This is a genomic window from Halomonas sp. 72, assembly GCF_052379785.1.
In the GTDB taxonomy this organism is placed as follows: Bacteria; Pseudomonadota; Gammaproteobacteria; order Pseudomonadales; family Halomonadaceae; genus Vreelandella; species Vreelandella citrativorans.
In genome coordinates, this window is the sequence record NZ_JBQSYY010000003.1 from 287,579 (window position 1) to 310,370 (window position 22,792).

21 protein-coding genes are annotated in these 22,792 nt (G+C 56.7%); 4 read left to right on the top strand and 17 right to left on the bottom strand.

Features of this window, described 5'->3' with window-relative positions; translation table 11 throughout:
- Positions 1–80 precede the first annotated feature (80 nt).
- On the top strand, positions 81–1,250 hold the full coding sequence (locus tag ACT3T6_RS05310) for an MFS transporter (protein ID WP_193053252.1): 1,170 nt from the start codon (positions 81–83) through the stop codon (positions 1,248–1,250).
- Positions 1,251–1,343: 93 nt separating this feature from the next.
- Here ACT3T6_RS05310 and ACT3T6_RS05315 read toward each other — a convergent pair whose 3' ends face one another.
- From ACT3T6_RS05315 to dksA, 11 genes are all read right to left on the bottom strand, one after another.
- Positions 1,344–2,522 carry an acetyl-CoA C-acetyltransferase gene (locus ACT3T6_RS05315; protein ID WP_193053253.1) on the bottom strand — a complete coding sequence of 393 codons (1,179 nt, stop codon included), beginning with the start codon at positions 2,520–2,522 and terminating at the stop codon, positions 1,344–1,346.
- Positions 2,523–2,802: 280 nt separating this feature from the next.
- Complete coding sequence (gene panD, locus ACT3T6_RS05320; RefSeq protein WP_087108680.1) at positions 2,803–3,183, bottom strand: aspartate 1-decarboxylase; 381 nt, start codon at positions 3,181–3,183, stop codon at positions 2,803–2,805.
- Positions 3,184–3,232: 49 nt separating this feature from the next.
- Positions 3,233–4,081 carry a pantoate--beta-alanine ligase gene (gene panC / locus ACT3T6_RS05325; protein WP_193053254.1) on the bottom strand — a complete coding sequence of 283 codons (849 nt, stop codon included), beginning with the start codon at positions 4,079–4,081 and terminating at the stop codon, positions 3,233–3,235.
- A gap of 37 nt (positions 4,082–4,118) precedes the next feature.
- Positions 4,119–4,910: a 3-methyl-2-oxobutanoate hydroxymethyltransferase gene (gene panB, locus ACT3T6_RS05330; protein ID WP_193053255.1), complete on the bottom strand. Its 792-nt coding sequence runs from the start codon at positions 4,908–4,910 to the stop codon at positions 4,119–4,121.
- 224 nt (positions 4,911–5,134) lie between these two features.
- A complete protein-coding gene (folK, locus tag ACT3T6_RS05335; RefSeq protein WP_193053256.1) occupies positions 5,135–5,635 on the bottom strand; it encodes a 2-amino-4-hydroxy-6-hydroxymethyldihydropteridine diphosphokinase in 501 nt (166 codons plus the stop codon).
- Positions 5,636–5,642: 7 nt separating this feature from the next.
- The gene (pcnB, locus tag ACT3T6_RS05340; protein WP_172117583.1) at positions 5,643–7,028 is read right to left on the bottom strand and encodes a polynucleotide adenylyltransferase PcnB; all 1,386 of its coding nucleotides are present in this window, start codon (positions 7,026–7,028) and stop codon (positions 5,643–5,645) included.
- An 841-nt stretch (positions 7,029–7,869) separates the two neighbouring features.
- Complete coding sequence (locus ACT3T6_RS05345) at positions 7,870–9,252, bottom strand: sigma-54-dependent transcriptional regulator (protein ID WP_193053257.1); 1,383 nt, start codon at positions 9,250–9,252, stop codon at positions 7,870–7,872.
- Positions 9,230–12,172 (bottom strand): ATP-binding protein, encoded by a 2,943-nt coding sequence (locus ACT3T6_RS05350; RefSeq protein WP_193053258.1) that lies wholly within the window; start codon positions 12,170–12,172, stop codon positions 9,230–9,232. The genes ACT3T6_RS05345 and ACT3T6_RS05350 overlap by 23 nt, the downstream gene beginning before the upstream one ends.
- Positions 12,162–12,338, bottom strand: a complete 177-nt coding sequence (locus ACT3T6_RS05355) for a hypothetical protein (protein ID WP_172117580.1) — start codon at positions 12,336–12,338, stop codon at positions 12,162–12,164. Before ACT3T6_RS05355 ends, ACT3T6_RS05350 begins: the two co-directional genes overlap by 11 nt.
- Before the next feature lie 10 nt (positions 12,339–12,348).
- Positions 12,349–13,239: a tRNA glutamyl-Q(34) synthetase GluQRS gene (gene gluQRS, locus ACT3T6_RS05360; RefSeq protein ID WP_193053259.1), complete on the bottom strand. Its 891-nt coding sequence runs from the start codon at positions 13,237–13,239 to the stop codon at positions 12,349–12,351.
- A gap of 81 nt (positions 13,240–13,320) precedes the next feature.
- Complete coding sequence (dksA, locus tag ACT3T6_RS05365) at positions 13,321–13,758, bottom strand: RNA polymerase-binding protein DksA (RefSeq protein ID WP_087108663.1); 438 nt, start codon at positions 13,756–13,758, stop codon at positions 13,321–13,323.
- 185 nt (positions 13,759–13,943) lie between these two features.
- Here dksA and ACT3T6_RS05370 point away from each other — a divergent pair, with 185 nt between their 5' ends.
- Together ACT3T6_RS05370 and sfsA are read left to right on the top strand one after the other, a co-directional pair.
- Entirely contained in the window at positions 13,944–15,104 is a 1,161-nt protein-coding gene (locus ACT3T6_RS05370; RefSeq protein WP_193053260.1) for an aminotransferase class I/II-fold pyridoxal phosphate-dependent enzyme, read from the top strand.
- Complete coding sequence (sfsA, locus tag ACT3T6_RS05375) at positions 15,101–15,910, top strand: DNA/RNA nuclease SfsA (protein WP_193053261.1); 810 nt, start codon at positions 15,101–15,103, stop codon at positions 15,908–15,910. The genes ACT3T6_RS05370 and sfsA overlap by 4 nt, the downstream gene beginning before the upstream one ends.
- On the opposite strand, the gene metW is transcribed toward sfsA, so the two are convergent.
- The 6 genes from metW to ACT3T6_RS05405 form a co-directional block, all read right to left on the bottom strand.
- Entirely contained in the window at positions 15,851–16,444 is a 594-nt protein-coding gene (gene metW / locus ACT3T6_RS05380) for a methionine biosynthesis protein MetW (protein ID WP_172117576.1), read from the bottom strand. The two genes, sfsA and metW, sit on opposite strands and share 60 nt — an antisense overlap.
- Positions 16,444–17,625 carry a homoserine O-succinyltransferase MetX gene (gene metX / locus ACT3T6_RS05385; protein ID WP_193053262.1) on the bottom strand — a complete coding sequence of 394 codons (1,182 nt, stop codon included), beginning with the start codon at positions 17,623–17,625 and terminating at the stop codon, positions 16,444–16,446. The genes metW and metX overlap by 1 nt, the downstream gene beginning before the upstream one ends.
- A 64-nt stretch (positions 17,626–17,689) precedes the next feature.
- The gene (locus ACT3T6_RS05390) at positions 17,690–18,283 is read right to left on the bottom strand and encodes a YggT family protein (protein ID WP_172117574.1); all 594 of its coding nucleotides are present in this window, start codon (positions 18,281–18,283) and stop codon (positions 17,690–17,692) included.
- A 28-nt stretch (positions 18,284–18,311) separates the two neighbouring features.
- Positions 18,312–19,136 (bottom strand): pyrroline-5-carboxylate reductase, encoded by an 825-nt coding sequence (proC, locus tag ACT3T6_RS05395; RefSeq protein WP_172117573.1) that lies wholly within the window; start codon positions 19,134–19,136, stop codon positions 18,312–18,314.
- A gap of 14 nt (positions 19,137–19,150) precedes the next feature.
- Positions 19,151–19,861: a YggS family pyridoxal phosphate-dependent enzyme gene (locus tag ACT3T6_RS05400; RefSeq protein WP_193053263.1), complete on the bottom strand. Its 711-nt coding sequence runs from the start codon at positions 19,859–19,861 to the stop codon at positions 19,151–19,153.
- Positions 19,862–19,990: 129 nt separating this feature from the next.
- Positions 19,991–21,133 carry an anhydro-N-acetylmuramic acid kinase gene (locus tag ACT3T6_RS05405; RefSeq protein ID WP_193053264.1) on the bottom strand — a complete coding sequence of 381 codons (1,143 nt, stop codon included), beginning with the start codon at positions 21,131–21,133 and terminating at the stop codon, positions 19,991–19,993.
- 115 nt (positions 21,134–21,248) lie between these two features.
- On the opposite strand from ACT3T6_RS05405, the gene tyrS reads away from it, so the two are divergent.
- Complete coding sequence (gene tyrS / locus ACT3T6_RS05410; RefSeq protein ID WP_193053265.1) at positions 21,249–22,448, top strand: tyrosine--tRNA ligase; 1,200 nt, start codon at positions 21,249–21,251, stop codon at positions 22,446–22,448.
- Positions 22,449–22,792: the final 344 nt, after the last annotated feature.

Below are 22,792 nucleotides of genomic sequence, written 5' to 3' on the forward strand. Positions count from 1 at the left end.
GGGCGGAGTCGTTTGGTTGAAAGAAAGTGTGATTAAAAGAGCGTTTGGTTGGGTGGACGTTTAGTTAGAAGGAAGTAGGCATGGAGAAGGAACAGGCACCGCGTTGGTGGGCGGTGGTCGCCGTGATGATCGGCATTTTTCTATTGGTAACCGCTGAACAGCTGCCTATCGGGTTGTTGTCTCAGGTGGCTTCATCCATGGATGTAACGCCCGGTGTCGCTGGCTTGATGGTAATGGTACCGGGCGTGGTCGCCGCTTTTTCGGCGCCGCTACTGCCCGTGGCGGTAGGCCGGTTGGATCGGCGCATTATGCTCACGCTACTCATGGTCGTCATGGTGATTGGTAGCGTGCTTTCAGCGCTGGCCAGTAGCTTTATCCTATTGCTGGCCGCCCGCGTGCTGGTGGGTGTCAGTATCGGCGGTTATTGGGCCGTGGCCGGGAGTATTGCTCCGCGCTTGGTGCCCAGCGATAAAGTGCCCAAGGCTATGACGATTATTTTTGGCGGCGTAGCCGCTGCATCGGTGCTTGGCGTGCCACTGGGTACCTTACTGGGTGATCTAAGCAACTGGCGAATCGCGTTTGGGGCTTTGGGCGGTTTTAGCCTGTTAACCGCACTGGCATTGTGGTGCTGGCTGCCGCCACTTCCACCCAGGGAGCCAGTCCGTCTCAAAGTGCTGGCCCAGCAGTTCACTAGCCGTGGCGTTCGGGTCGCGGTTCTGGTCACGGGCTTTGTAGTTGTCGGACACTTTGCAGCGTACACTTTCATTAGCCCTATCCTTCAGGAGATAAGCGGTGTAGCTCAGCGCCATGTGGGCAGCTTGCTGCTACTGTATGGGGCGGCAGGAATTCTGGGCAATATCGCCGCAGGCATGTTCGCTGGGCGCCATCCTTACCGAGCGGTGCTGGCGATCCCAAGCTTGCTGCTATTGGTGGTGGCGTCTTTCCCGCTGCTCGGGGTCGAGCCTGTCAGCGGCGTGCTGCTACTCATGGTGTGGGGCGCGGCCTTTGGCAGCGTGTCGGTGAGCATACAGACGTGGATTTTACGCACCGCACCCAATACCGAAGCCGCGACCGCCTTGATGGCCTTTGTATTCAACCTCTCCATTGGGCTGGGCGCGATGGTCGGTGGCCGGGTTGTTGATGCTACTAGCCTGCCTATTACCATGTGGGCCGCATCGGGCCTATTCTTGCTGGGCGCGCTGTTGGTATGGCGAACACCCGCCACCATTGTGGGTGAAAAGCACCGCTAAGCGCCCCATGAGTGCTAGATGCGAAGCCTTGATGCATAAAAATGCCCCTGTCAGTGACAGGGGCATTTACATTTTAAGCGTTAATCGCTGAGATCAGGGGCGCTCAATCGCCAGTGCCACCCCTTGGCCGCCGCCGATACACAGCGTTGCCAGGCCTTTCTTGGCATCCCGGGCAATCATCTCATGAAGGAGCGATACCAGTACGCGACAGCCAGAAGCGCCAATCGGGTGGCCCAGGGCAATCGCGCCACCGTTGACGTTGACCTTGGATATATCCCATCCCAGCTCTTTCTGAACAGAAAGGGCCTGTGCCGCAAAAGCCTCGTTGGCTTCCGCCAGGTCCAGGTCCTCCAGGCTCCAGCCGGCTTTTTCCAGGCAGCGACGGGTAGCTGGCACGGGGCCAATACCCATAATGGCAGGGTCTACGCCCGCATTGGCATAAGCGGCAATACGTGCCAGCGGCTCAAGACCTAACGCCTTGGCTTTTTCTGCCGAGCAGATCATCACAACGGCCGCGCCATCGTTCAATGAGGAGGCGTTACCTGCGGTAACGGTGCCGTCCTTTTTGAACGCTGGGCGCATGCCCGCCAGCTTTTCAGCGGTAATTTCGCGCGGGTTCTCGTCGGTATCAAACACAACGGGATCGCCTTTGCGCTGGGGGATTTGCACCGGCACGATCTGGCTTTTAAATTTGCCCTCTTTAATGGCGTTGGCAGCGTTCTGTTGTGACTGAGCGGCAAACGCGTCCATTTCCTCGCGGGTGATGCCGTATTTTTCAGCCAGATTCTCTGCAGTGATGCCCATGTGATAGTCGTTGAAGGCGTCCCAAAGGCCGTCATGCACCATGGTATCAATGGCTTTCCAATCGCCCATGCGCTGACCAGTGCGCGAATGGGGCAATACATGGGGAGACGCCGACATGTTTTCCTGCCCACCCGCCAGAATCAGCTCAGCGTCGCCACAGCGAATCGCTTGTGTTGCAAGATGCACGGCTTTTAGGCCTGAGCCACATACCTTGTTGATTGTCATGGCCGGTACGGAAGCCGGCAGGCCCGCTTTAATTGCCGCCTGACGAGCAGGGTTTTGCCCTACGCCCGCCGTCAGTACTTGGCCGAGGAGTACTTCGTCCACCTGGTCGGGGGAAACGCCGGTTGATTCAAGGATATCCTTAATCACTAACGCGCCAAGCTCGCTTGCAGGAATGCCTGCCAGTGAGCCGCCAAAGGAACCGACCGCGGTGCGGCGAGCCGCAACAATGACCACTTCTTGCATGAGATGACTCCTAACGTGAGTAAGGTAGACCGTCTGTTTTGCTATTTTGTTTGTACGGGCCTGTTTTTACGGACCTGTTTTACTGTCTGTTCTTGCTATCTGTTCTTGCTATCTGCTCTTACTGCCTGATGTACTGAGCATAACCTGCGCTATCTGTTTTTTTATGTCAGGCTTGCTACTCAGCATAGGGGAAAGTTGTGCGTTGCGGCAATGCGCTTTTTTAAAGGCAAATAAAAACGGACCCTGAAGGCCCGCTCGATAGATGACTAGAATGCGTAGCCTACGCCAGCTGCACCGGGATAGCGTTGCTGGTATGGCTAACCTCGTTACCTTCCTGCAGGTAGACCAGAGCTGGCTGGTGCTGTTCAAGCTCGGCTTCCGAATAGTGGGCGTAGCTACAAATAATAATCCGGTGACCGGGGGCGGCTAAATGCGCCGCCGCGCCGTTAATCGAAATCAAACGAGAGCCTTCTTCGCCACGGATCGCGTAGGTGGTAAAACGCTCACCGTTTTCAACGTTATAGATCTGGATTTGTTCGTTTTCACGAATACCGGCCATATCCAGCAGGTCGCCATCAATGGCGCAAGACCCTTCGTAGTTAAGCACTGCATGGGTAACGCGTGCCATATGGAGCTTGGCTTTGAGCATAATTGTTTGCATAACAACTCCTGGTTGCGAAGCCTGCGGCTTGGCGATAAAACGTAATGGATCAAGCGGGCAGTTGCACGCTGAGATTATCAATCAAGCGAGCGGGACCTAGCCGAGCAGCGGCCAGTAATACCGCGTCACGCGTGGTGGTGCTAACAGGCGTTAACTCGGGCGTACGAAGCTCAAGATAATCGGGCGTAAAGCCTGCCTCGGTAAGCTCAATCAACCCGTTCGCCAGCATGGTTTCAAGCGGCTCCCCCTGCTCTAACGCGTCGCGCAATTCACACAGCGTGCGGTAAAGCGTAGGGGCTATCGCGCGTTCGGCATCGCTCAAGTAGCCGTTACGCGATGAAAGCGCCAGCCCATCGTCGTCGCGCACAATCGGCACGCCAATAATGTCAATCGGCATATGCAGGTCCTGCACACACTTGCGAATAACGGCAAGCTGCTGGTAGTCCTTCTCACCAAAGCAGGCAACGTCGGGCTGTACCAGGTTAAACAGCAGAGTGACAACGGTAGACACGCCGTCAAAGTGCCCGGGCCGTGAGCCACCGCACAGGCCCTCTCCCACGTCAGGCACGTGAACGCACGTTTGCGAGGTTAGCCCATTGGGATAAAGCGTGCTTACCGAGGGTGAAAAGAGCACGTCGCATCCGGCTGCCCTAAGCTTTGCCTGGTCATCGGTGAAGGTGCGCGGGTAGCCGTCCAGGTCTTCGTTAGGCCCAAACTGCATGGGGTTCACAAACAGGCTGGCAACAACAACATCTGCGTGCTCACGCGCCTTGGCAACCAGCGCTAAATGCCCGGCATGAAGATTGCCCATGGTCGGCACGAGCGCGATTCGCTGGCCGTGCGTTCGGTAGTCGCGCAGCAGGCTGCGCAGGTCGTTGATCTCTCGCAATGTACGCATAGTCATGTGTCGTAAGGTTACGTCGCAAACGGGCAGGTTAGAAGCAGTGCTCGGGAGCAGGGAAGGCGCGCGTTTTGACCGCCTCGTGGAAGTCCTGAAAAGCGCCCTGAATATTGCCAGCATCTGCCATGAAATTTTTCACAAACCGCGGCGGGCGGCCATGGGTGACGCCGAGCACATCATGCATGACCAGAATTTGACCATCGGTATCGGGGCCTGCACCAATTCCGATGACCGGTACATCAAGCGCGTCGGTAATGGCCTTGCCCAGGCTTGCCGGTACGCACTCCAGTAATATAACCGAAGCGCCCGCCTCAACCAGCACTTTGGCATCTTGCAGGATACGCTCTGCCTGGGCGGTGTCTCGTCCTTGTACCTTGTAGCCACCTAGCTGATAAACCGCCTGTGGCGTTAAGCCCAAGTGGGCGCATACGGGCACGCCGCGGCGTGTTAGCTCACGGATCCCCTCGGCCATCCAGGCTTCGCCTTCTACCTTGACCAGTTCCGCACCGGCTCGCATGAGAGCTGCGCCGTCTTCCAGCATGCGCTGTGTAGAGGCGTTACTCATAAACGGCAGGTCAACCATCAACAGGCTATGGCCTTTGCCGCGTGCGGCACAGCGGGTGTGGTAGCAAATATCGTCGACTGTCACGGGGAGCGTGCTGGTATGCCCCTGGAGCACCATGCCGAGCGAGTCACCCACCAAAAGCACGTCGATACCGGCGTGGCTAGCCGCTTGGGCAAAGGAGGCATCGTAAGCGGTTAAGCAACTAAATGTTTCGCCAGCGCACTTGTAGGCCTGTAGCGTGCTTAGAGTCACGGGTTTCATGGCATGCTCTCACTCGTCGTGGCCGCTGCGGCATGGGCAGCCGACCGTTGTTAATATCACGCTGTTGCGATGTTCTTAAAAATGGTTTTTGAAAATAGTTCTTAAAAAACGGGTCTTGAAAAATGGGCCCTGAAAGACAAACCAGAACGTTGGTGTGTGGGCTGGAAAGCGATTGTTACCCGGTCCAGTGTTGTGTGTCGAGGCTAGGGTAGCAAGATAACCGCTTAGGCAGGACCATCTTCGACTAAACGCTGAATGCCTGGTTCGGGGATTTGATTTAGCCATTCGCTTACCGGCTGCTGGCGAAGCGTCAGCGTTGCATCCAGTTCCGCCAGGGGAGCGAGCACAAAGGCGCGCTCGTGCATACGCGGATGGGGAACGTTTAAACGCGGGTAGGCAATTATCTGCTGGTCAAAAAGCAGTAAATCCAGATCCAGTGTGCGTGGGCCCCAGTGGCGTAGCCGCTGGCGCCGGTGCTGTTGTTCCAGCGCCTGTAGTTGGTCAAGCAGCGCCAGCGGTGAAAGGCGCGTTGTCAGGGCGACTACTGCGTTGACAAAATCCGGCTGGTCCTGGGGGCCAACCGGGCGGCTCGCGTAAAGTGAGGAAGTGGCCGTCAACTGGCTCAAGGGCAGCAGGGCAAGTGCCGAAATCGCCTGGCGCACCTGCCTGATAGGATCATCGAGATTACTACCCAAGCCAATATACGTAAGCGATGTCGGGCTCATGCGTTGCTCACTTTTCCGATTTGCGCGTGGGTTTACGGCGCCGTTTGCGGCGGCGGTCGCCCTGGCTTGCCGGGTCGCCCCCAATTTTTTGTAGCAAGCGAAGCTGCTCATGCTCGTCGCCCTGCTGGAAGGCCGTCCACCAGTCGCCCAAGCCGCGCGGGATTTCGCCCGCCTGCTCACGCAGCAGTAGTAAGTCGTAAGCGGCACGAAACCGTGGGTGCTCGCGGGTTTGGAACGCACGCTTGCCACGTCGTAACGGCAGACGTGCCTGTAGCTCCCAAATATCGCGCATGGGCATGCCAAAGCGTTTAGGGATAGAGGTATGTTCCAATTGACGCGACACCACCTCCTGCGATGCCGTTTGCAGTGCCGGTATCGCGGGCATGCCTTCACTTTCAAGCTCGGCCTGGCGATTGGCAACCGGGGCCCATAAGAAGGCGGCCAGCAGGAAGGCAGGCGTCACCGGGCGACCTTCGGCAATGCGCTTATCGGTATTGGCCAAGGCGAATTCAATGAGCTTTTCCGCCCACGCCGCATCGGCCATGGCCTCTTCCGATTCGGGGAAGAGCATGCCAAACAGGCCGTAATGGCTAAGCAGGCGGAAGGTTGCCAACCCATAGCCTGACATAAACATCTTGAGCACTTCATCAAATAGCCGTGCAGGCGGAATTTGCAGCAACAGCGGCGCAAGGTCGTACATCGGCGCTTCGGTGTCAGGCTCAATAGTGAAGTCGAGCTTGGCCGCGAAGCGAACGGCGCGCAGCATACGCACCGGGTCTTCCCGGTAGCGGGTGGCCGGGTCGCCAATCAGGCGCAGCGTGCGCGATTCAATATCACGCGCACCGTTGGCAAAGTCGTGAAGGCTGAAGTCGGCAATGTTGTAATACAGCGCGTTAACGGTGAAGTCACGCCGTAAGGCATCTTCCTCAATGCTGCCCCATACATTGTCTCGCAGCAGCAAGCCGGCGTCCGACTGGTGAGCGATATTCTCGCCGTGTTCGTCTTGTGGCTTGCCACGGAACGTAGTGACTTCGATGACCTCGCGCCCAAAGCGGACATGGACAATACGAAAGCGTCGGCCAATCAAACGCGAATTGCGAAACAGGTCACGCACCTGCTCCGGCGTGGCGTTGGTGGCAACGTCAAAGTCCTTGGGCATTTTGCCAAGCAGCGCATCGCGAATACATCCGCCCACCAGGTAGGCGTCGAAGCCTGCACCGCTAAGGCGGTAAAGCACTTTTAGCGCAGCGTCGCTGATATGTTGGCGAGAAACAGGGTGCTCGGACCGAGGGATAATGCGTGGGCTGAGAGCGGTTCCACTCTCTTGGGGATCGAGCAGGGTTTTCAATTGCTCTCCCGGGCTATGTAAGAAACGGGTAAATCCTTTGAACATGCGGCGATATCGACTCGCAGGGTATCGAAAAAGTGACCGTGAAGTAAGCGGTAAGCCGATGAGTGTAGCCGACCCCTTTACGCTTGCAAAGCACCTCGGGCAGGTTTGCGAACGCCTTCCCCTTTAAACGCGGAAAGGGGAGGCTAAAAGAGCCTCCCCTATAAAGCATTTAATCAGCGTCCATGCTGCTGTTTTTCTTCATGATGGCACATCGCCCTGAATACGCACCGCAGTCGATAGGCAGTATCCGACCGCCTCGTATTCAAAACAATAATCCAACCGCGAACTTTTCTTCCCCGACGTATTATTGTTGGTTCCGGGGGTGTACACACTCACTGCTATTATTCTTGTTGGGGCGCAGATCATTTGGTGTACGTCGCGTCCATTTTGGGCACTTGCTACCTGTTGTTTTTATTAGCTGCGCTTATTGTGCTTAGCGCCAGCAAGTCATGAGATTGAAGCCTGTTGTTATTATTAGTGCTGTTATCTCTCCTGGCCTTGTTGTTTTTGTTATGGCTCAGGTTAGGGTGGTGTCATGTTGTTTTTGTTAGTGACCCACCGCTTGGCCCAGTTTATTTTTCTTACCCAGTAATATTGCACTCGTCGTGCCACTTGTTTAAATGTTTATTTATTTCATGTGCTTATGATTATTTTTTTATTTTGAGGAACTTCGGTGACAGATAAGTGTTACCGTTTTTGGTCCGATTTTTTACGGGCATTGTGTGGGTAGGTAACAATGATTGGGTAACGTAAATCGGTTATTTTTTATTTAAATCAGTATAGTAGACGATGGTCGTAAGCACTTGGTGTGAGGCGCTTGCGGGCAAGCCAGTCAGCGGCGTCAGTTGGGACGCCGAGCAGTTTTTTTACGCGGGATGCCAAGCCGTTGGCGCCGTTCCCACAGGTTTTTACGACTAATGCCCAGTTTTTGAGCCAGCTCGGTTTCGCTCATCAGGTCTTGATGCTCAAGCACAAAGTGCTGGAAATAGTCTTCCAAAGAGAGGTCATCCTCATCCTCCGCTGGCGTGCTCTCGTCGCTGGAGGAGGCCGCTGAACTCGCCTGTGAATGGGCACGAGGCGGTGCAGGTGCCAGTCCGAGATCATCCGGGTGAATCAGATGGCCTTCGGCTAAAATCACGCCTCGCTCCAGGGCATTTTCAAGTTCACGAACGTTACCTGGCCACGGGTAATCACGCAGGTCCTGGCGGGCGGCCCTTGAAAGCCGTAGACCGGGGCGTTCGTGACGCGTGCACGCTTTATCCAGCAAGATATCGGCAATCTGGAGCACGTCGTCTTCGCGTTCGCGCAGCGGGGGGAGCTCGATCTGCATCACGTTTAAGCGGTAGTAAAGGTCCAGGCGAAATTCACCACTTTTGGATAAGGCACGCAGGTCGCGGTGGGTCGCGGCAATTAGGCGGACATTAACGTGGCGGGTTTCCACAGAACCAATCTTGCGGATTTCTCCCTCCTGTAACACACGCAGCAGGCGTGCCTGGGCATCAAGGGGCAGCTCACCAATCTCATCAAGAAACAGCGTGCCCTGGTCGGCGGCCTCCACCAGGCCGGTACGTGATGCGCTGGCGCCGGTAAACGCGCCTTTCTCATGGCCGAATAGTTCAGACTCAATCAGCGTTTCGGGAATAGCGGCACAGTTAACGCTGATTAGCGGGGCGCTAGCGCGCTTGCTTTGTTGGTGAATAGCCCGCGCAACCAGCTCTTTACCGGTACCTGATTCTCCTAAAATCAGCACGGTCACATCGGCCGGGGCGGTTTTGCGGATACGCGTATAGACCTGCTGCATGGCCGCGCACTCGCCAATCATCATCTGCTGGCTGCCACCATCATCAGTAATCGCAGGGGGTTCACCATGCTGCATCGACTGCTGATGCAATATACGCTCAACGGTCTCCAGCATTTCAGTATGGTCAAACGGCTTGGCGATATAATCGACGGCACCTTGTTTTAAGGCATCTACCGCTGAGCGCATGCTGGCATAGCTGGTCATGATCAGCACCGGTGCGGGAGCAGCAGCGCCAATCAACGTGGTGCCAGGCTCGCCCGGCAGACGCAGGTCACTGATGATGAGGTCGAACTCAGGAAGCGTTAGTTGGTTGGCCTCTTCAACGCTGCCTGCTTCGCTGACGGTGTAGTCATGACGCTCAAGCAGGCGTTTTAGCGCACTGCGAATAATCGCTTCATCTTCAACAATCAGAATCCTGGGCATAGGGTCGCTGGCCATCCTGTTGGTAAAGCGGCAGCCAAAGCGTAATGGCCGTGCCGCGAGGCTCATTGGGCGGCGGCGAGGCCACGTCTATTCTGCCTTGGTGCTCATTGATAATTTGATACGCAAGCGACAGCCCAAGTCCTGTGCCTTCGCCTGCAGGTTTGGTCGTGGTGAATGGCTCAAACAAGTGGTCACGCACGCGAGGGTCAATTCCCTGGCCGTTATCCGTTACCCGCCACCAGGCACTGCCTGCCTGCTGCCCTGCGGTAATCACCACCTGGCCGCCGGGCATGCAAGCGTCCCTGGCGTTGCTAAGCAGGTTGACCATCACCTGGGTTAAACGCTGAGCATCCCCGCGTACCACAAGACCATCAGGGCATGCATTGGTCAACGTTACATCCTCACCCGAACGCGCCAGGTGGATCAAGTTTAATGCGTCTTCGCTTAGCGTGTTAAGCGCCGCAGGAGACGCGGGCGGCGGGCCCGCCTGGCGCCCGCCATGCGCAAAGCCGACCAGCGAGTTCACAATGGTCGTTACGCGCCGGGTTAGCTGCTGGATCTGATCCGCAGTCTCCAGCAGAGCAGGGTCGTTGGTATCGTAGCGTAAATTTTGCGCCAGTGACGAAATCCCGGTAATCGGGTTGCCAATCTCGTGGGCAACGCCGGCTGCCAACTGGCCAATAGAAGCCAGGCGGGCAGCATGGACTAACTCATCTTCCAGCCATTTCATCTCGGTGTGGTCTTCGACCAACACCACGCTGCCGCCTCGGCTGTCGTGGCCGCTAAGCTCGGCTTTATGCAGGGTAAGAAAGTAATCCTTGCCGTGCAGCGACACCGCCTGCTTATACAGCGGTGTGTGGGTAGCTAGCAAGACGTTGCCCAATAGCTCAGGCCACGGCGCAGGTAAATTATCGCAGCGCGCGCCAATCACGCTTTCGCCGCTGATGCCAGAAAGCTGGGAAAGCGCCTCGTTCCACATCAAAAGCTCTTTGTCATCGCCAAATACGCACAGGCCAACAGGAAGATAAGCCAGCGTTTGGCGGTGGTGGCGGCGCAGTCCGTCAAGCTCTCGGGCAAGCCCGGTCAGGCGTGAACGGTAGGCTTCCAGGCGGCTCTCCACAAAGTGGATATCGTCCGTTACCGGGGCGTCGTCATGGCGGTAGGGCAGGTAGCGGTCGACAATGTCACGTGCGACCGAAGGCCCCATTAAGCCTGACAGGTTGGCCTGAATACGGTCACGCAGGCGGCGCAGTGCGTAAGGGCGGCGTTCTTGTGGCGTAAACTTGAGCGCTTTTAATGCTCTGGATACTTCTCGCTGGGCGGCTTCATCGCCGATCGCTTGCGCCAGGTGCGTAGAAAAGTCAGCAGCGGTGGCTGCCTCCAGCGGTAGCCGCTTGGAGCGGATAACGGCATCGACGGAGCACGCCTCGGCGGCTGATTTTTCGCCCTCTGAAATACGTGTAAACAGCGAAATAACCATCAAGAGAACAATGTTGGTCGCCAGTGATACCAGCGTTACCGTGTACCAGGGCGGCGCACTGTCGCTCATCAGGTGAGTAAAGGGCAGTGCGGGGGTCGGGAACGTGAAGATAAGCGGTAGCCAAAGCCCCCAAAGCCATAGGATGACACCTGCGATAAGGCCAACAACCATGCCTTTGCGGTTTGCGCCTGGCCAGTAAAGCAGTGCCAGCATGCCGGGCAAGCACTGCGCCATACCCACAAAAGAGGCCATGCCCAGGCTCACGAGGTCGTGATGGCGCCCAACCCCCTCATAAAATAGCCAGCCGCTAACAATCACGCCGACCACCAAGGCTCGGCGTAGCCAGAGTAGCCAGCCATAAAGGTCACTACGCGCTTCGGGCGGCCTGGCCACCAGCACAATATGGTTGAGCACCATGCCGGATAGCGCCAGGGCGATCATGATCATCGTACCGGTGACCGCAGCTAGCCCGGCCAGAAAAGCCAGCGCTTTAACCCACCAGTGTTCGCTGATCATATACACCGCGTAGGCAGTGATCGGAAGCTCGTTATTGACCGATTGAGCGGCCCACCAGATAAGCGGTATCGGCAAGGCCATCAATAACAGGTAAAGCGGTAATGTCCAGCTGGCCTGAAGCAGGGTGTGGCGTGACAGGTTTTCGGCAAAGGTAATATGAAATAGATGGGGCATCATGAACGCGGCTGCAAAAAACAGCAGTAACAGCGTGCGCCATTGAGCGTCATCCAACTGATAGGTTGCCTGCTGGGCTTGTAGGCCTGGCCCCTCAAGCCAGCGTTGTAAATCATTGGGTCCATCAAACACAAGCCATAAGGCCACCGCTCCCAGGCACAGCATGGCGAGTAGTTTGATCAGAGACTCAAGCGCCAACATGCTGATTAGCGGGTCCTGGCGCGTATGGCTATGTCGGGCTCCGAACATCACGGCGAGTACCGCAATCAGCCCACAAAATAGCAGGGCGACCGCGGAACTATAGGCACTGCCGGTGAGCCATTGAATAGCGCTGCTCAAGGTTTGAACTTGAATGCCTAACAGTGGCAGCACGGCCAAAAGACTGATTAACGTGACCAGTGAGCCTGCCCAGCGCGAACGAAACCGGAACGCAAACAGATCCGCGAGTGAGGCGAGCTGATACGTGCGGGTAATCCGCTGGATAGGCACCAGCAGGACCGGGGCAAGTAGAAAGGTACCGGCCGCGCCCAGGTAGTAAGCCAGGTAGCCAAACCCTGCCTGGGCCGCAAGTTCAACGCTGCCATAAATTGCCCAAGCGCTGGCATAAACGCCGAGTGCGAGGGTGTAAACGATGGGGTGGCGGGTAACGTATGTTGGCAACCAGCCGCGCTCAACGGCGACGCCACAGCTAAACATCAGCCCCAGGAAGCCCAGGCCGAGCAGTAAAACGCCGGTTAACTCAACGCTCATCTAACTTCCTTTTTTGCTCAAGCCATAGCGTGAGCGCAATCAACACGCCCCAGATAGCGAACGGGCGGTACCAGGCCGTGCTCGGATTGCTCCAGCCGTCCATTAATAACGGAGAGAGTAAATAACCGCCAAACACCAAAAACAGCATGATGCGATAGACATACATGGAGAACTCCTTACGGCGAGCGGCGGTGTTCGGTGGGGGAAAGGCGCTCAATCGCCCAGTTTGCCACTGCCCAGTGTAGCTGGCTGGCAGGAGGTTCTGTGGCCAGAGTGTCCGGTGGTGCTTGATCAAGCGCTTGAAGCGCCTGAAAAAGCTGGCGCCGCCTGCCGTCCTCGTCCTCGGCAAGCGCCGGGGCCAGGTTCTGTTTTGAAAGCTTTTGGCCGTCTGGGGTGACGACCAGTGGCAAATGTAAATAGCGCGGTTCTGGAAGCTTCAAAGCGCTTTGAAGCTGACGCTGCCAAGGGGTGTTGTCGAGTAAATCGAGCCCACGAACCACGTCGGTAATACCCTGCTCGGCATCGTCAACGACGACCGCCAACTGATAAGCCCAAAGACCATCCTTGCGCTTAAGTACCACGTCACCCAGCGCTACTGGGTCAAACTGCTGCGCGCCAAACAGACGGTCCTGCCAGACAATCGGGCGCTTGGCCAGGTCACTGCGTAACCGCCAGGCAACCGGCTTATCCGGCTCCCTTAATCCGTCACGGCACCAGCCTGGATAAATAGCATGCGATTGCCACTGTTTGCGTGAGCAGCTACAAGGATACGCCAAGCGCTGATCAATGAGTTGATCCAGCGCTTGTTGATAAGCGTCATGGCGGTTGTGCTGCCAGCATAGCGTTTCATCCCACTGTAAGCCAAAGCGTTCCAACTGGCGCAAAATGGTGGCGTCTGCCCCTTGGGGGCAGCGCGGTGGGTCGATATCTTCAATACGCACCAGCCAGCGCCCGCCAGCGGCACGGGCATCCAGATAACTGCCGAGCGCTGCAACAAGCGAACCAAAATGCAAAGGCCCTGAAGGAGTGGGGGCAAAGCGCCCCCGGTAGCTGATAGAAGACATCATGCAAACCTTTACCCAAAACAAAAGCGGGCACCCAAAGGTGCCCGCTTCAGCGTTAGCGTACCAAGGGTTTAAATAACCGGCTTAGCCGCCAAGCTGTTTTTCTTTAAGTTCCGCCAGGGTTTTGCAATCAACGCAAAGGGTGGCGGTAGGACGGGCTTCCAAACGACGAATACCGATTTCAACGCCGCATGCTTCGCAGAAACCATAATCGTCGTCGTCGATATTTTCGATGGTTTCATTGATTTTCTTGAGCAGCTTGCGCTCGCGGTCGCGAGTGCGCAGTTCAAGGCTAAAGCCCTCTTCCTGCGTTGCCCGGTCGGCGGGGTCGGCGTAGTTGTTGGCGTCTTCCTGAAGGTGGCGCACGGTGCGGTCCACCTCTTCCATGAGGTCTTGCTTCCAGTCCAACAGCAGCTGACGAAAATGCGCCAACTGCTTATCGTTCATGTACTCTTCACCCGGTGCCGACTCATACGGAGTGAAGGACTTGGCCGCTTCCGGTTTTTTTTCCGCTACTGGCATGGGATTGCCCCTTACGTATATGACTGCTGATCGATCATGAGCGTATGCCACGATCTCACGCCAAAGGGATGCTTGTTTAGCTGAAAAACTCCCGCTTTGCAAGCATAATGGTGCGTTTGCGACTATGGTCCTACTGCTTGTAAGACCCCTGTCATGCTTTAACTTTGCTAGATGAAGGAGCCGTTATGGCCTGGAGCCCACGAATCAGCCACGTGGCACCTTTTCGCGTGATGCATCTATTGGAAATGGCCCAGGCGCGGGAGGCGGCGGGGCATGACGTGATTCATCTGGAGGTCGGCGAACCAGACTTTGCCACGCCTGAGTCGGTCATTGCGGCAGGTCAACAGGCCTTATCACGTGGCCAGACGCGTTACACTCCCGCCGCCGGGCTGCCTGCGCTACGTGAGGCCATTGCCAGGCACTACGCTGAACACTTTAATGCTGACGTGGACCCTGCCCGAATTCTGGTTACGCCGGGTGCATCCGGCGCGCTGCTGCTGGCAAGCCAACTGCTTGTAGAGAGCGGTGACCGGGTGCTGATGGCGGACCCCAATTATCCATGCAACCGCCACTTTATGGCGTTGGCAGGCGCTGAAGTTGACGCGGTTTCCGTGGGGCGTGAGAGCGGCTGGCAGTTGGATGCCGGTTTGGTCGAGCGGCACTGGCGTGATGAAACCCGGCTGGCCATGCTGGCTTCGCCCTCCAACCCTACCGGGCACACCTTGAGTGCTGAGCAGCTGTCTCAAGTGCTGGACGCTGTGGCCACGCGCTCGGGCGAAGTGATCGTTGACGAGATCTATCAAGGACTCAACTACGACGATGTTCCGCTGTCTGCGACATCACTTTCCAGCGAAGCGTTTGTGGTTAACAGCTTCTCAAAATATTTCGGTATGACCGGCTGGCGCCTGGGCTGGTTGGTCGCGCCGTCGCGTGCGGTTGAGCCTTTAACCCGGCTTGCCCAGAACGTCTTTCTGGCGGCTTCTACCCCGTCTCAGCATGCAGCGCTTGCCGCTTTCACTCCCGAGTGCCGGGCGATTCTGGAGCAGCGTCGTGAAATTCTCGCTGAGCGCCGTCAGGTATTGCTTGATGGGCTGGCGACGCTTGGCCTGGCGCCCGACTTACCGCCTCAAGGCGCGTTTTATGTCTGGCTGGATATCTCGCGCTATAGCCGCGATAGCCAGGCCTTTTGTGAACGGCTGCTGGAAGAGGAAAACGTAGCCATTACCCCCGGTATTGATTTTGCCGTGCGCGGTGGCGAGCACCATGTGCGGATTGCGTTTACCAATGATGTTGCTCGGCTTGAGGAGGCGGTGGCGCGGATCACCCGCTTCGTGGGGCGGCTATGACACGGGCCTCTTCGCTGCCTTCTCCATTGGGTTATCCGTCACTGGTTCCCGGTACGCTGCTGCGCCGCTATAAGCGTTTTTTTGCTGACGTGCGCTTGGACGATGGCCGAGAAGTGGTAGCGCACTGCCCCAATACCGGGTCGATGAAAGCCGTCAATGTGCCCGGCTGCCGAGTGTGGCTGTCACCCAGTGATAACCCCAAGCGCAAGCTTTTATGGACATGGGAGTTCATTGAGCTGCCCCAGCCCGATGGTCGCGTGTCGTTGGTATCGGTTCATACGGGGCGAACCAACCGGATTGTCGAGGCGGCGCTCAGTGCTAACCAACTGGAGGCGCTTACCGGTTATGCCTGCCAGCGTCGTGAGGTAAAGGTCGGGGAGTCGCGGCTTGATTTTCTTCTTGAGGACCCGGTGAAAGGGCGCGCGTACATTGAGGTCAAACAGGTAACCCTCAAAGAGCAGGATGGATACGGTTATTTCCCCGACTCGGTAAGCGTGCGCGGGCTTAAACACCTGCAGGCGTTAAGTGCATTGGCCTTGCAGGGGGAGCGGGCCGTGCTGCTGTTTTGCATTGCCCACGAAGGTATTAACGATGTTGCACCCGCTGCACATATCGACGCCACCTATGCGGCAGGGCTTGAGGCGGCGGTTGCCAGCGGTGTTGAAGTGCTCGCGTATGGTACGAGCACTCAGTGGAAGGAGGGTGTTCCGGTCAGCGTAACGCTTGCGCGCACGCTGCCGGTTCGCTTAACGGCGACGTACGCGAAAGATGGCGATCTCGCCGAAGAGGTTGGGCCACCACTTTGAGGTCCAGTGCCCGCGGCGCTCGCCCACACCCACGGCACGATCCACGATGACCAGGCCCTTTTCACGGCACAGCTGCTCGAAGTCGTTAAAGGTCGACAAGTGAATGTTGGGCGTGTCGTACCAGGCGTGAGGCAGCGACTTGGAGACCGGCATGTAGCCGCGTAGACCCAGGTAGACGCGGTGACGCCAGTAGGCAAAGTTGGGGAAGGTGATAATGCCTTCGTCAGCGACGCGCAGCATTTCATCAAGCATTTTGTCGGGGCGGCGCAGTGCCTGGAGTGCTTGGGTCATGATGACCAGGTCGTAGCTGTGATCGCAAAAGCTGGCCAGTCCGTCGTCCAGGTTGTGCTCTATCACGCTGACACCGCGTGCCACGCAGCTGGTAATGCCGTCTGGGTCGATCTCCAGACCATAGCCAGTGACGCTCTTGTCGCGGGCCAGGCTCTCCAGAAGTTCGCCATCGCCGCAGGCGAGATCCAGTACGTGAGCGCCTTTAGGCACCCAGTCGTAAATCAGTTCAAGGTCGGCGCGCATCAACGGGTCTCCTCCAGGCCTAGCTCACGAGCAGTACGGTTCATAAAGGCGCTGAACAGCGCTTCATAACGCGGCTCTGGTAGCAGGAACGCATCGTGCCCATGGGGCGACGCAATATTGGCGTAGCTAACCGACTTGCCCGCTCGGATAAGGGCATCGACCAGCTCACGGGAACGGGCGGGCGGGAAGCGCCAATCGGTAGTGAAACTGACAATCAAGAAAGGGCACTGTGCAGGGGCAAGCGCTTTGGCCAGGTCACCGCCGCAGGTGGCGGCCGGGTCGAAATAGTCCAGCGCCTTGGTCATCAGAAGATAGGTATTGGCATCAAAGGCGGTGGAGAATGCATCGCCCTGGTAGCGCAGGTAGGATTCGACCTGGAACTCAACATCGAAGCCGAAGTTAAGGTCGTCGCTTCTAAGGTCGCGCCCGAACTTGCTGCCCATGGCGTCTTCTGACAAGTAGGTGATATGTCCCACCATGCGTGCCAGTTTCAACCCGCGCTTGGGTACGGTGTCATGCTCGGCGTACCAGCCGCCGAAGAACTCGGTGTCTGAGCGAATGGCCTGACGGGCTACTTCGTTAAACGCAATGTTCTGCGCTGAAAGCCGGGGCGTTGCGGCAATCACCACGGCATTTGCCACTCGCTCAGGGTAGGTTATTGTCCACTGCAGTACCTGCATGCCACCGAGGCTTCCGCCCACGGCGGCCGCCCAGCGCTCAATCCCCAGATGGTCGGCCAGGCGTGCCTGGCTTGCGACCCAGTCGCTGACCGTGACCATGGGGAAATCTGGCCCCCACTGGCGACCGGTTTCAGGGTTGTGGCTAACCGGGCCGGTGCTGCCGTGACAGCCGCCCAGGTTATTCAGGGAAACGACAAAGAAGCGATTGGTGTCGATCGATTTACCTGGCCCAATGTGCGCATCCCACCAGCCGGGCTTGCGGTCATCCAGACTGTGGTAGCCCGCCGCGTGGTGGTGGCCGGAAAGCGCATGGCAAATCAACACCGCATTGCTGCGTTCGGCGTTTAAGGTGCCGTAGGTCTCATAGATCAGCTCATATTCCGGAAGTACTTTTCCACAGGCGAGGGCAAGTGGCGTGTCGAACTGCGCAATATGAGGCGTGACAAGACCAACGGCGTCCGTTGGTCGGTCAGCAAAGGCAAGCGTGTCTGAGTCGGGCATCGAAAGCGTTAGTCCTGCAAAAGGGTTCTTCTGAATAAAGCCGGGGGGAAGCGGGGCTAAAGCCTTAAAGCCCTACCAGGGCCCCTGAAATGCCGGCAGCACGGATCAGAGAGCCAACCACCAGCCCATCAAGAAGATTAATGGCAATAAAGACCACAATGGGGGACAGGTCGATCATTCCCAGCGGTGGAATCACCCGGCGTACCGGCGCCATGATGGGCTCAACCACCTGCATGACCAGCAGTGCGCCCGGGTGGCTGGCATTCGGAGCCACCCAGCTTAAAATGATCATCACAATCAGAGCGAAAAAGTAGATCTTTAATATCGCATTGGCAATCGCCGCCACCCCGGCAATCAGTAGCCCGGCAATGGGCGGGATACCAATGCCGATCACCATGAAGATAGCCACCATGCTCACTACTTTTAGCACAAAGCCTGCGGCGAGCGTGGCAAGGTCGAAACGGCCCGCCACAGGGCCCAAAAAGCTCTGAAAAGGCCTTACGACAGGCTGGGTGATCTTAACCACCGACTGACTTAGCGGGTTATAGTAGTCCGCCCGCGATGCCTGCAATAAGAATCGCAGCATCAGTAAAAATAAATAGATATTGATCAGCGAGTTAACTAGCGTTAACCCGGCGCTACCCAATTGACTGCCCATTGCTGGTGTCTCCGTTACGTTAGATGATTCAGTGGCTGCTTAATTCACGGGCCATTTCCTGGGCGCGCTTGGCACAGGCCTCCATGGCATCGGCAATGGTAGTGCGCAACTGCGCCTCTTCCAGATGATGAATCGCGCGCTCAGTGGTGCCGCCTGGCGACATCACGTTTTGCTTGAGCGTGGCAGGGTCTTTGTCACTCTTCTGCGCCATGGTAGCGGCGCCCAGCGCCGTTTGGATGGCCAGGCGGCGCGCCGTTTCAGCCGGTAATCCAAGCGTTACGGCAGCCTCTTCCATGGCTTCAAGCATTAAAAAGAAATAGGCCGGGGCGCTACCAGAAACCGCCGTTACCGCGTCCAAAAGCGGCTCTTCTTCCACCCACTCAACAATGCCGACAGCTTCCATTAGCTGAGTGGCGATATCGCGCTGGGCATCGCTCACGGCTGAATTGGCGAACAGGCCGCTGGCGCCGTATCCCACCAGCGAAGGTGTGTTGGGCATGCAGCGGACCAGGGCGTTATTGCCCCCTAGCCACTGGTCGATGGTCGCGGCGTCCAGACCTGCTGCAATGGAGATCACCAGCGGGCGCTGTTGCTGAATAGTCTCCCGCAGCTTTTCACATACCACCCGCATGATTTGCGGCTTAACGGCCAGCACCACCACGTCAGCGTGACTGACGGCAACGTTGTTGTCGGTGTGAATATTAATACCCAGGCGCTCTTTTACCGGCGCAAGCTCGCTGCTGCTGGGCGCGGTGGCGGTAAGGTCCGTGGGTGCAACACCGCTGTCGATAAGGCCGCCGATAATAGCGGTCGCCATATTGCCTGCGCCGATGAAAGTGATCTTATTTGTCATGTGCGTGTCCTGTGTTATGAATTGACTGCGCCGCGCGCACCGAAAATAGCGGTGCCTAAACGTACCAGTGTGGCACCTTCCATGACGGCGGCTTCAAGGTCATCACTCATGCCCATTGAAAGCGTATCTAATGGGGCCTGAGGCAGCGTTGTCTGTAGTTCTGTCAGCAGGTGCCTTAGTTCGGCTAACGGCTTGCGCTGTGCCTCTAGTGTGTCCGCTGGCGCGGGAATTGCCATTAAACCGCGCAGCCGTAAACGGGGTAGCTGGGCTACCTCATGGGCCAGCGCCCTAACGTCTTCAGGCATCACCCCCGATTTAGACGCCTCACGGCTAATATTAACCTGTAAACATATATTTAACGGCGCTAAATGACCTGGGCGCTGCTCGCTGAGTCGGTTGGCAACTTTTAAACGGTCAACGCTATGCATCCAGTCAAAGTGCTCTGCCACTGCGCGGGTTTTATTCGACTGTAGCGGGCCAATGAAATGCCACACAATATCGTTTAGGTCAGCAAGCTCGGTCTGCTTGTCTAATGCTTCTTGCAGGTAGTTTTCGCCGAACGCCCGCTGACCAAGTGCATAAGCCTGGCGAATCAGAGGGGCTGGCTTGGTTTTACTCACCGCAAGCAGCGTTGCGTCATTTAAAGGACGCTTGACCTCTAAAAGCGCCTGATGCAGACGTTCTCGCGCTTGGGCGAGCGACTCAGGAAGCGCGATGTCCATCATACTCAAGCACCTTACCGCAGTTGGAAGTGAGAGGGATATTACCGAACTGCGAGCATCCTCGGCAAAGTAGAATGCGTATGAACGGCCTCTTTTCGCTAATAAATATCAGCAGCTTCCATCGCCTGACGCTTAGCGTGAGTAAATGCCCCCTAATACACGCAGGCCGCTGGCACCCGTGACCGAGGGTAAGTTGCCAGGTAAATGGTGCAAACGCTGATGGGCAAGCCAGGCAAAGGCACCTGCTTCAATCCAGTCTTCTGGCCAGCCGTAAGCCGATGGCGAGGTAAACGTGGCGTTAGGTAGGTAATGGGCAAGGCGTGCCATTAAGTAGGCGTTGTGGGCGCCTCCGCCGCAGGTGATTAGGGTTGCGGGTTGGTTGTCGGGCAATAAGTACTTAATGCCTTCGGCCACGCTGATCGCTGTTAGCTCGGCAAGTGTGGCCTGCACATCTTCGGGTGATTCCGTGCCGGTAAGGTGCTGCTTGAGCCACGTTAAGTGAAACAGTTCGCGCCCGGTGCTGCGCGGCGGCGGTTGGCGAAAGTAGGGTTCGTTGAGGCAGCGCGCCAAGAGAGCACTATCTACCTGGCCGCTTTTAGCCCAGCTGCCGTTTTGATCAAACCGGCCGGGATAATGTTTTGCAAACCAGGCGTCCAGTAATACATTAGCTGGGCCGGTATCAAACCCTAATACCGGCTGTTCAGCATGGCGCGGTAGCCAGGTAACGTTGGCAATCCCGCCCAGGTTGAGGATGAGTTGTTCTATCGTTTGTCTTCCGAATAGCGCCTGATGAAAGGCGGGCGCAAGTGGGGCCGCCTGGCCGCCTGCCGCCAAGTCGCGGCGGCGAAAGTCGGCGACGACCGTGCATCCTGTCAGTTCCGCCAATAGGCTTGGGTTATCCAGCTGCAGCGTGTAGGCGGGGCCGCCACTATGCCCATCGGGAGCGTGCTCGATAGTTTGGCCATGGCTGCCGATTGCACTGATCTGGCTGGGTGAAAGACCTTGCTGGGCCAAAAGGGTATTAATAGCCTGCGCCTGAAGATGGCAAAAGGCATTTTCGGCCAAGGCCAACTGGGCGAAATTTACCTGCTCTGTGTTACATAGTGTTAATAGTGCGCTGTGTAATGCCTCCGGCATGGGCTCGGCATGGGTTGCCACTAACCGAGGAGGGGCGCTGTGAGTGATTGCAACAAGCGCTGCATCAATGCCGTCAAGGCTGGTGCCTGACATTAAACCCATATAATAAAGCGCGGGAGCAGTGGGGAGCGTTTTCATAAAGCAGTATCCAAGGCGGTGCGAAGGCTCAACCAGGCCGGACAGGCATGGTAACATCGTCGGTTATTGTTCATCTGTATGCCCAACGGGGCAACGTTTAGAGTGGAGAGAGGCAATGAGTGAGGTGGATCAGACGTTAGCGCTGTTGGCGCGGGGTACGCATGAAATCCTCGTAGAGGACGAGCTTAAAAAGAAGCTGGCCTCCGGGCGCAAGCTGCGTATCAAAGCTGGTTTTGACCCCACCGCCCCTGACCTGCATTTGGGTCACAGCGTGCTTCTGACCAAAATGCGTCAATTCCAGGACCTGGGGCATACCGTTATTTTTCTGATCGGTGACTTCACTGGACGTATTGGTGACCCGACGGGTAAGAACATCACCCGCAAGCCACTGACCGAAGCCGATGTGAAAGCCAACGCGGAAACCTATAAAGAGCAGGTTTTCAAGATCCTTGATCCTGAAAAGACCGAGGTGCGCTTTAATGCGGAGTGGTTTGGCGAGCTGACCGCCGCCAAGATGATTGAGCTGGCCGCACAAAGCACCGTTGCGCGTATGCTTGAGCGGGATGATTTTGAAAAACGCTATAAAGCCAATCAGCCTATCGCCATTCATGAGTTTCTGTATCCGCTGGTCCAGGGCTATGACTCTGTGGCGCTGGAAGCGGATATCGAGTTGGGCGGCACCGACCAGAAGTTTAACCTGCTGATGGGGCGTGAAATTCAAAAGCACTTCGGTCAGGAGCCTCAGGTCGTTATCACCATGCCGCTACTGGAAGGCTTGGACGGCGTGCAGAAGATGTCAAAGTCGCTCGGTAACTACGTGGGCGTTGATGAAGCACCGGGTTCCATGTTCAACAAGCTGGTTTCAATGCCCGATAGCTTAATGTGGCGCTACTTTGAGCTACTGTCGCTGAAATCCAACGAAGAGCTTGATGCGCTTAAGCAGAGTGTTGAGCAGGGTGCGAACCCACGTGACGTGAAAATGGAGCTGGCGCGTGAGTTGATTGCTCGCTACCACGGTGAAGAAGCCGCCGCTAATGCGCACAAGTCCGCAGGTAACCAACTGGCCGATGGCGAACTGCCTGACGATCTGCCAGAAATAGAAGTGGATTTTGAAGGCGCTGATCAAGCCCCCATTGCTGCCGTACTCAACCGTTCAGGCCTGACCAAAAACAGTGCCCAGGCGAAAGACATGCTTAAGAACGGGAGTATTAAAGTCGATGGCGACGTGGTTGCGCAGGACACCATGCTGGCAACGGGTAAGGCCTACGTTATACAGGCAGGCAAGAAACGTTACGGTCGTGTGACGCTTGTTTGAACTTTTTGAAACTATCTTCAAAAAGGCCTTGCCAAACCGGCAGCGAATCCGTAAAGTACGCATCCGCTGCCGGGGACGCCCAGCGTTACCAGCGGTGAAGAAGGTGAAAACCTTCGGTTTGTCAGGAAGTTAGCGAGGTTTAAGTCGCTTGCTTCACCCGCAGAAAACAGCGGTTGACAAACATCAGGAAATGCGTAGAATACGCCTTCCTCGCTGAGGCAAGCGGCTCCGTTCATCGAGTCGAGTGTTGGTAGCCTCAAGCGAAACAGCTCTTTAACAATTTGATCAGGTAATTCATGTGGGCGTTTGCCGATGAGGGTGACAAGTCACCAAATATCAAGGCG

What these genes read in the sequence shown, in the direction of transcription:
- ACT3T6_RS05345 (WP_193053257.1), bottom strand. Translation starts at nt 9,252, where the DNA reads ATGCCCAGGATTCTGATTGTTGAAGATGAAGCGATTATTCGCAGTGCG.
- ACT3T6_RS05350 (WP_193053258.1), bottom strand. Translation starts at nt 12,172, where the DNA reads ATGAGCGTTGAGTTAACCGGCGTTTTACTGCTCGGCCTGGGCTTCCTG.
- sfsA (WP_193053261.1), top strand. Translation starts at nt 15,101, where the DNA reads ATGACACGGGCCTCTTCGCTGCCTTCTCCATTGGGTTATCCGTCACTG.
- ACT3T6_RS05310 (WP_193053252.1), top strand. Translation starts at nt 81, where the DNA reads ATGGAGAAGGAACAGGCACCGCGTTGGTGGGCGGTGGTCGCCGTGATG.
- dksA (WP_087108663.1), bottom strand. Translation starts at nt 13,758, where the DNA reads ATGCCAGTAGCGGAAAAAAAACCGGAAGCGGCCAAGTCCTTCACTCCG.
- ACT3T6_RS05355 (WP_172117580.1), bottom strand. Translation starts at nt 12,338, where the DNA reads ATGTATGTCTATCGCATCATGCTGTTTTTGGTGTTTGGCGGTTATTTA.
- tyrS (WP_193053265.1), top strand. Translation starts at nt 21,249, where the DNA reads ATGAGTGAGGTGGATCAGACGTTAGCGCTGTTGGCGCGGGGTACGCAT.
- ACT3T6_RS05370 (WP_193053260.1), top strand. Translation starts at nt 13,944, where the DNA reads ATGGCCTGGAGCCCACGAATCAGCCACGTGGCACCTTTTCGCGTGATG.
- panB (WP_193053255.1), bottom strand. Translation starts at nt 4,910, where the DNA reads ATGAAACCCGTGACTCTAAGCACGCTACAGGCCTACAAGTGCGCTGGC.
- folK (WP_193053256.1), bottom strand. Translation starts at nt 5,635, where the DNA reads ATGAGCCCGACATCGCTTACGTATATTGGCTTGGGTAGTAATCTCGAT.
- ACT3T6_RS05390 (WP_172117574.1), bottom strand. Translation starts at nt 18,283, where the DNA reads ATGGGCAGTCAATTGGGTAGCGCCGGGTTAACGCTAGTTAACTCGCTG.
- proC (WP_172117573.1), bottom strand. Translation starts at nt 19,136, where the DNA reads ATGACAAATAAGATCACTTTCATCGGCGCAGGCAATATGGCGACCGCT.
- ACT3T6_RS05405 (WP_193053264.1), bottom strand. Translation starts at nt 21,133, where the DNA reads ATGAAAACGCTCCCCACTGCTCCCGCGCTTTATTATATGGGTTTAATG.
- gluQRS (WP_193053259.1), bottom strand. Translation starts at nt 13,239, where the DNA reads ATGATGTCTTCTATCAGCTACCGGGGGCGCTTTGCCCCCACTCCTTCA.
- metX (WP_193053262.1), bottom strand. Translation starts at nt 17,625, where the DNA reads ATGCCCGACTCAGACACGCTTGCCTTTGCTGACCGACCAACGGACGCC.
- ACT3T6_RS05315 (WP_193053253.1), bottom strand. Translation starts at nt 2,522, where the DNA reads ATGCAAGAAGTGGTCATTGTTGCGGCTCGCCGCACCGCGGTCGGTTCC.
- panC (WP_193053254.1), bottom strand. Translation starts at nt 4,081, where the DNA reads ATGCGTACATTGCGAGAGATCAACGACCTGCGCAGCCTGCTGCGCGAC.
- pcnB (WP_172117583.1), bottom strand. Translation starts at nt 7,028, where the DNA reads ATGTTCAAAGGATTTACCCGTTTCTTACATAGCCCGGGAGAGCAATTG.
- panD (WP_087108680.1), bottom strand. Translation starts at nt 3,183, where the DNA reads ATGCAAACAATTATGCTCAAAGCCAAGCTCCATATGGCACGCGTTACC.
- metW (WP_172117576.1), bottom strand. Translation starts at nt 16,444, where the DNA reads ATGCGCGCCGACCTTGAACTGATTTACGACTGGGTGCCTAAAGGCGCT.
- ACT3T6_RS05400 (WP_193053263.1), bottom strand. Translation starts at nt 19,861, where the DNA reads ATGATGGACATCGCGCTTCCTGAGTCGCTCGCCCAAGCGCGAGAACGT.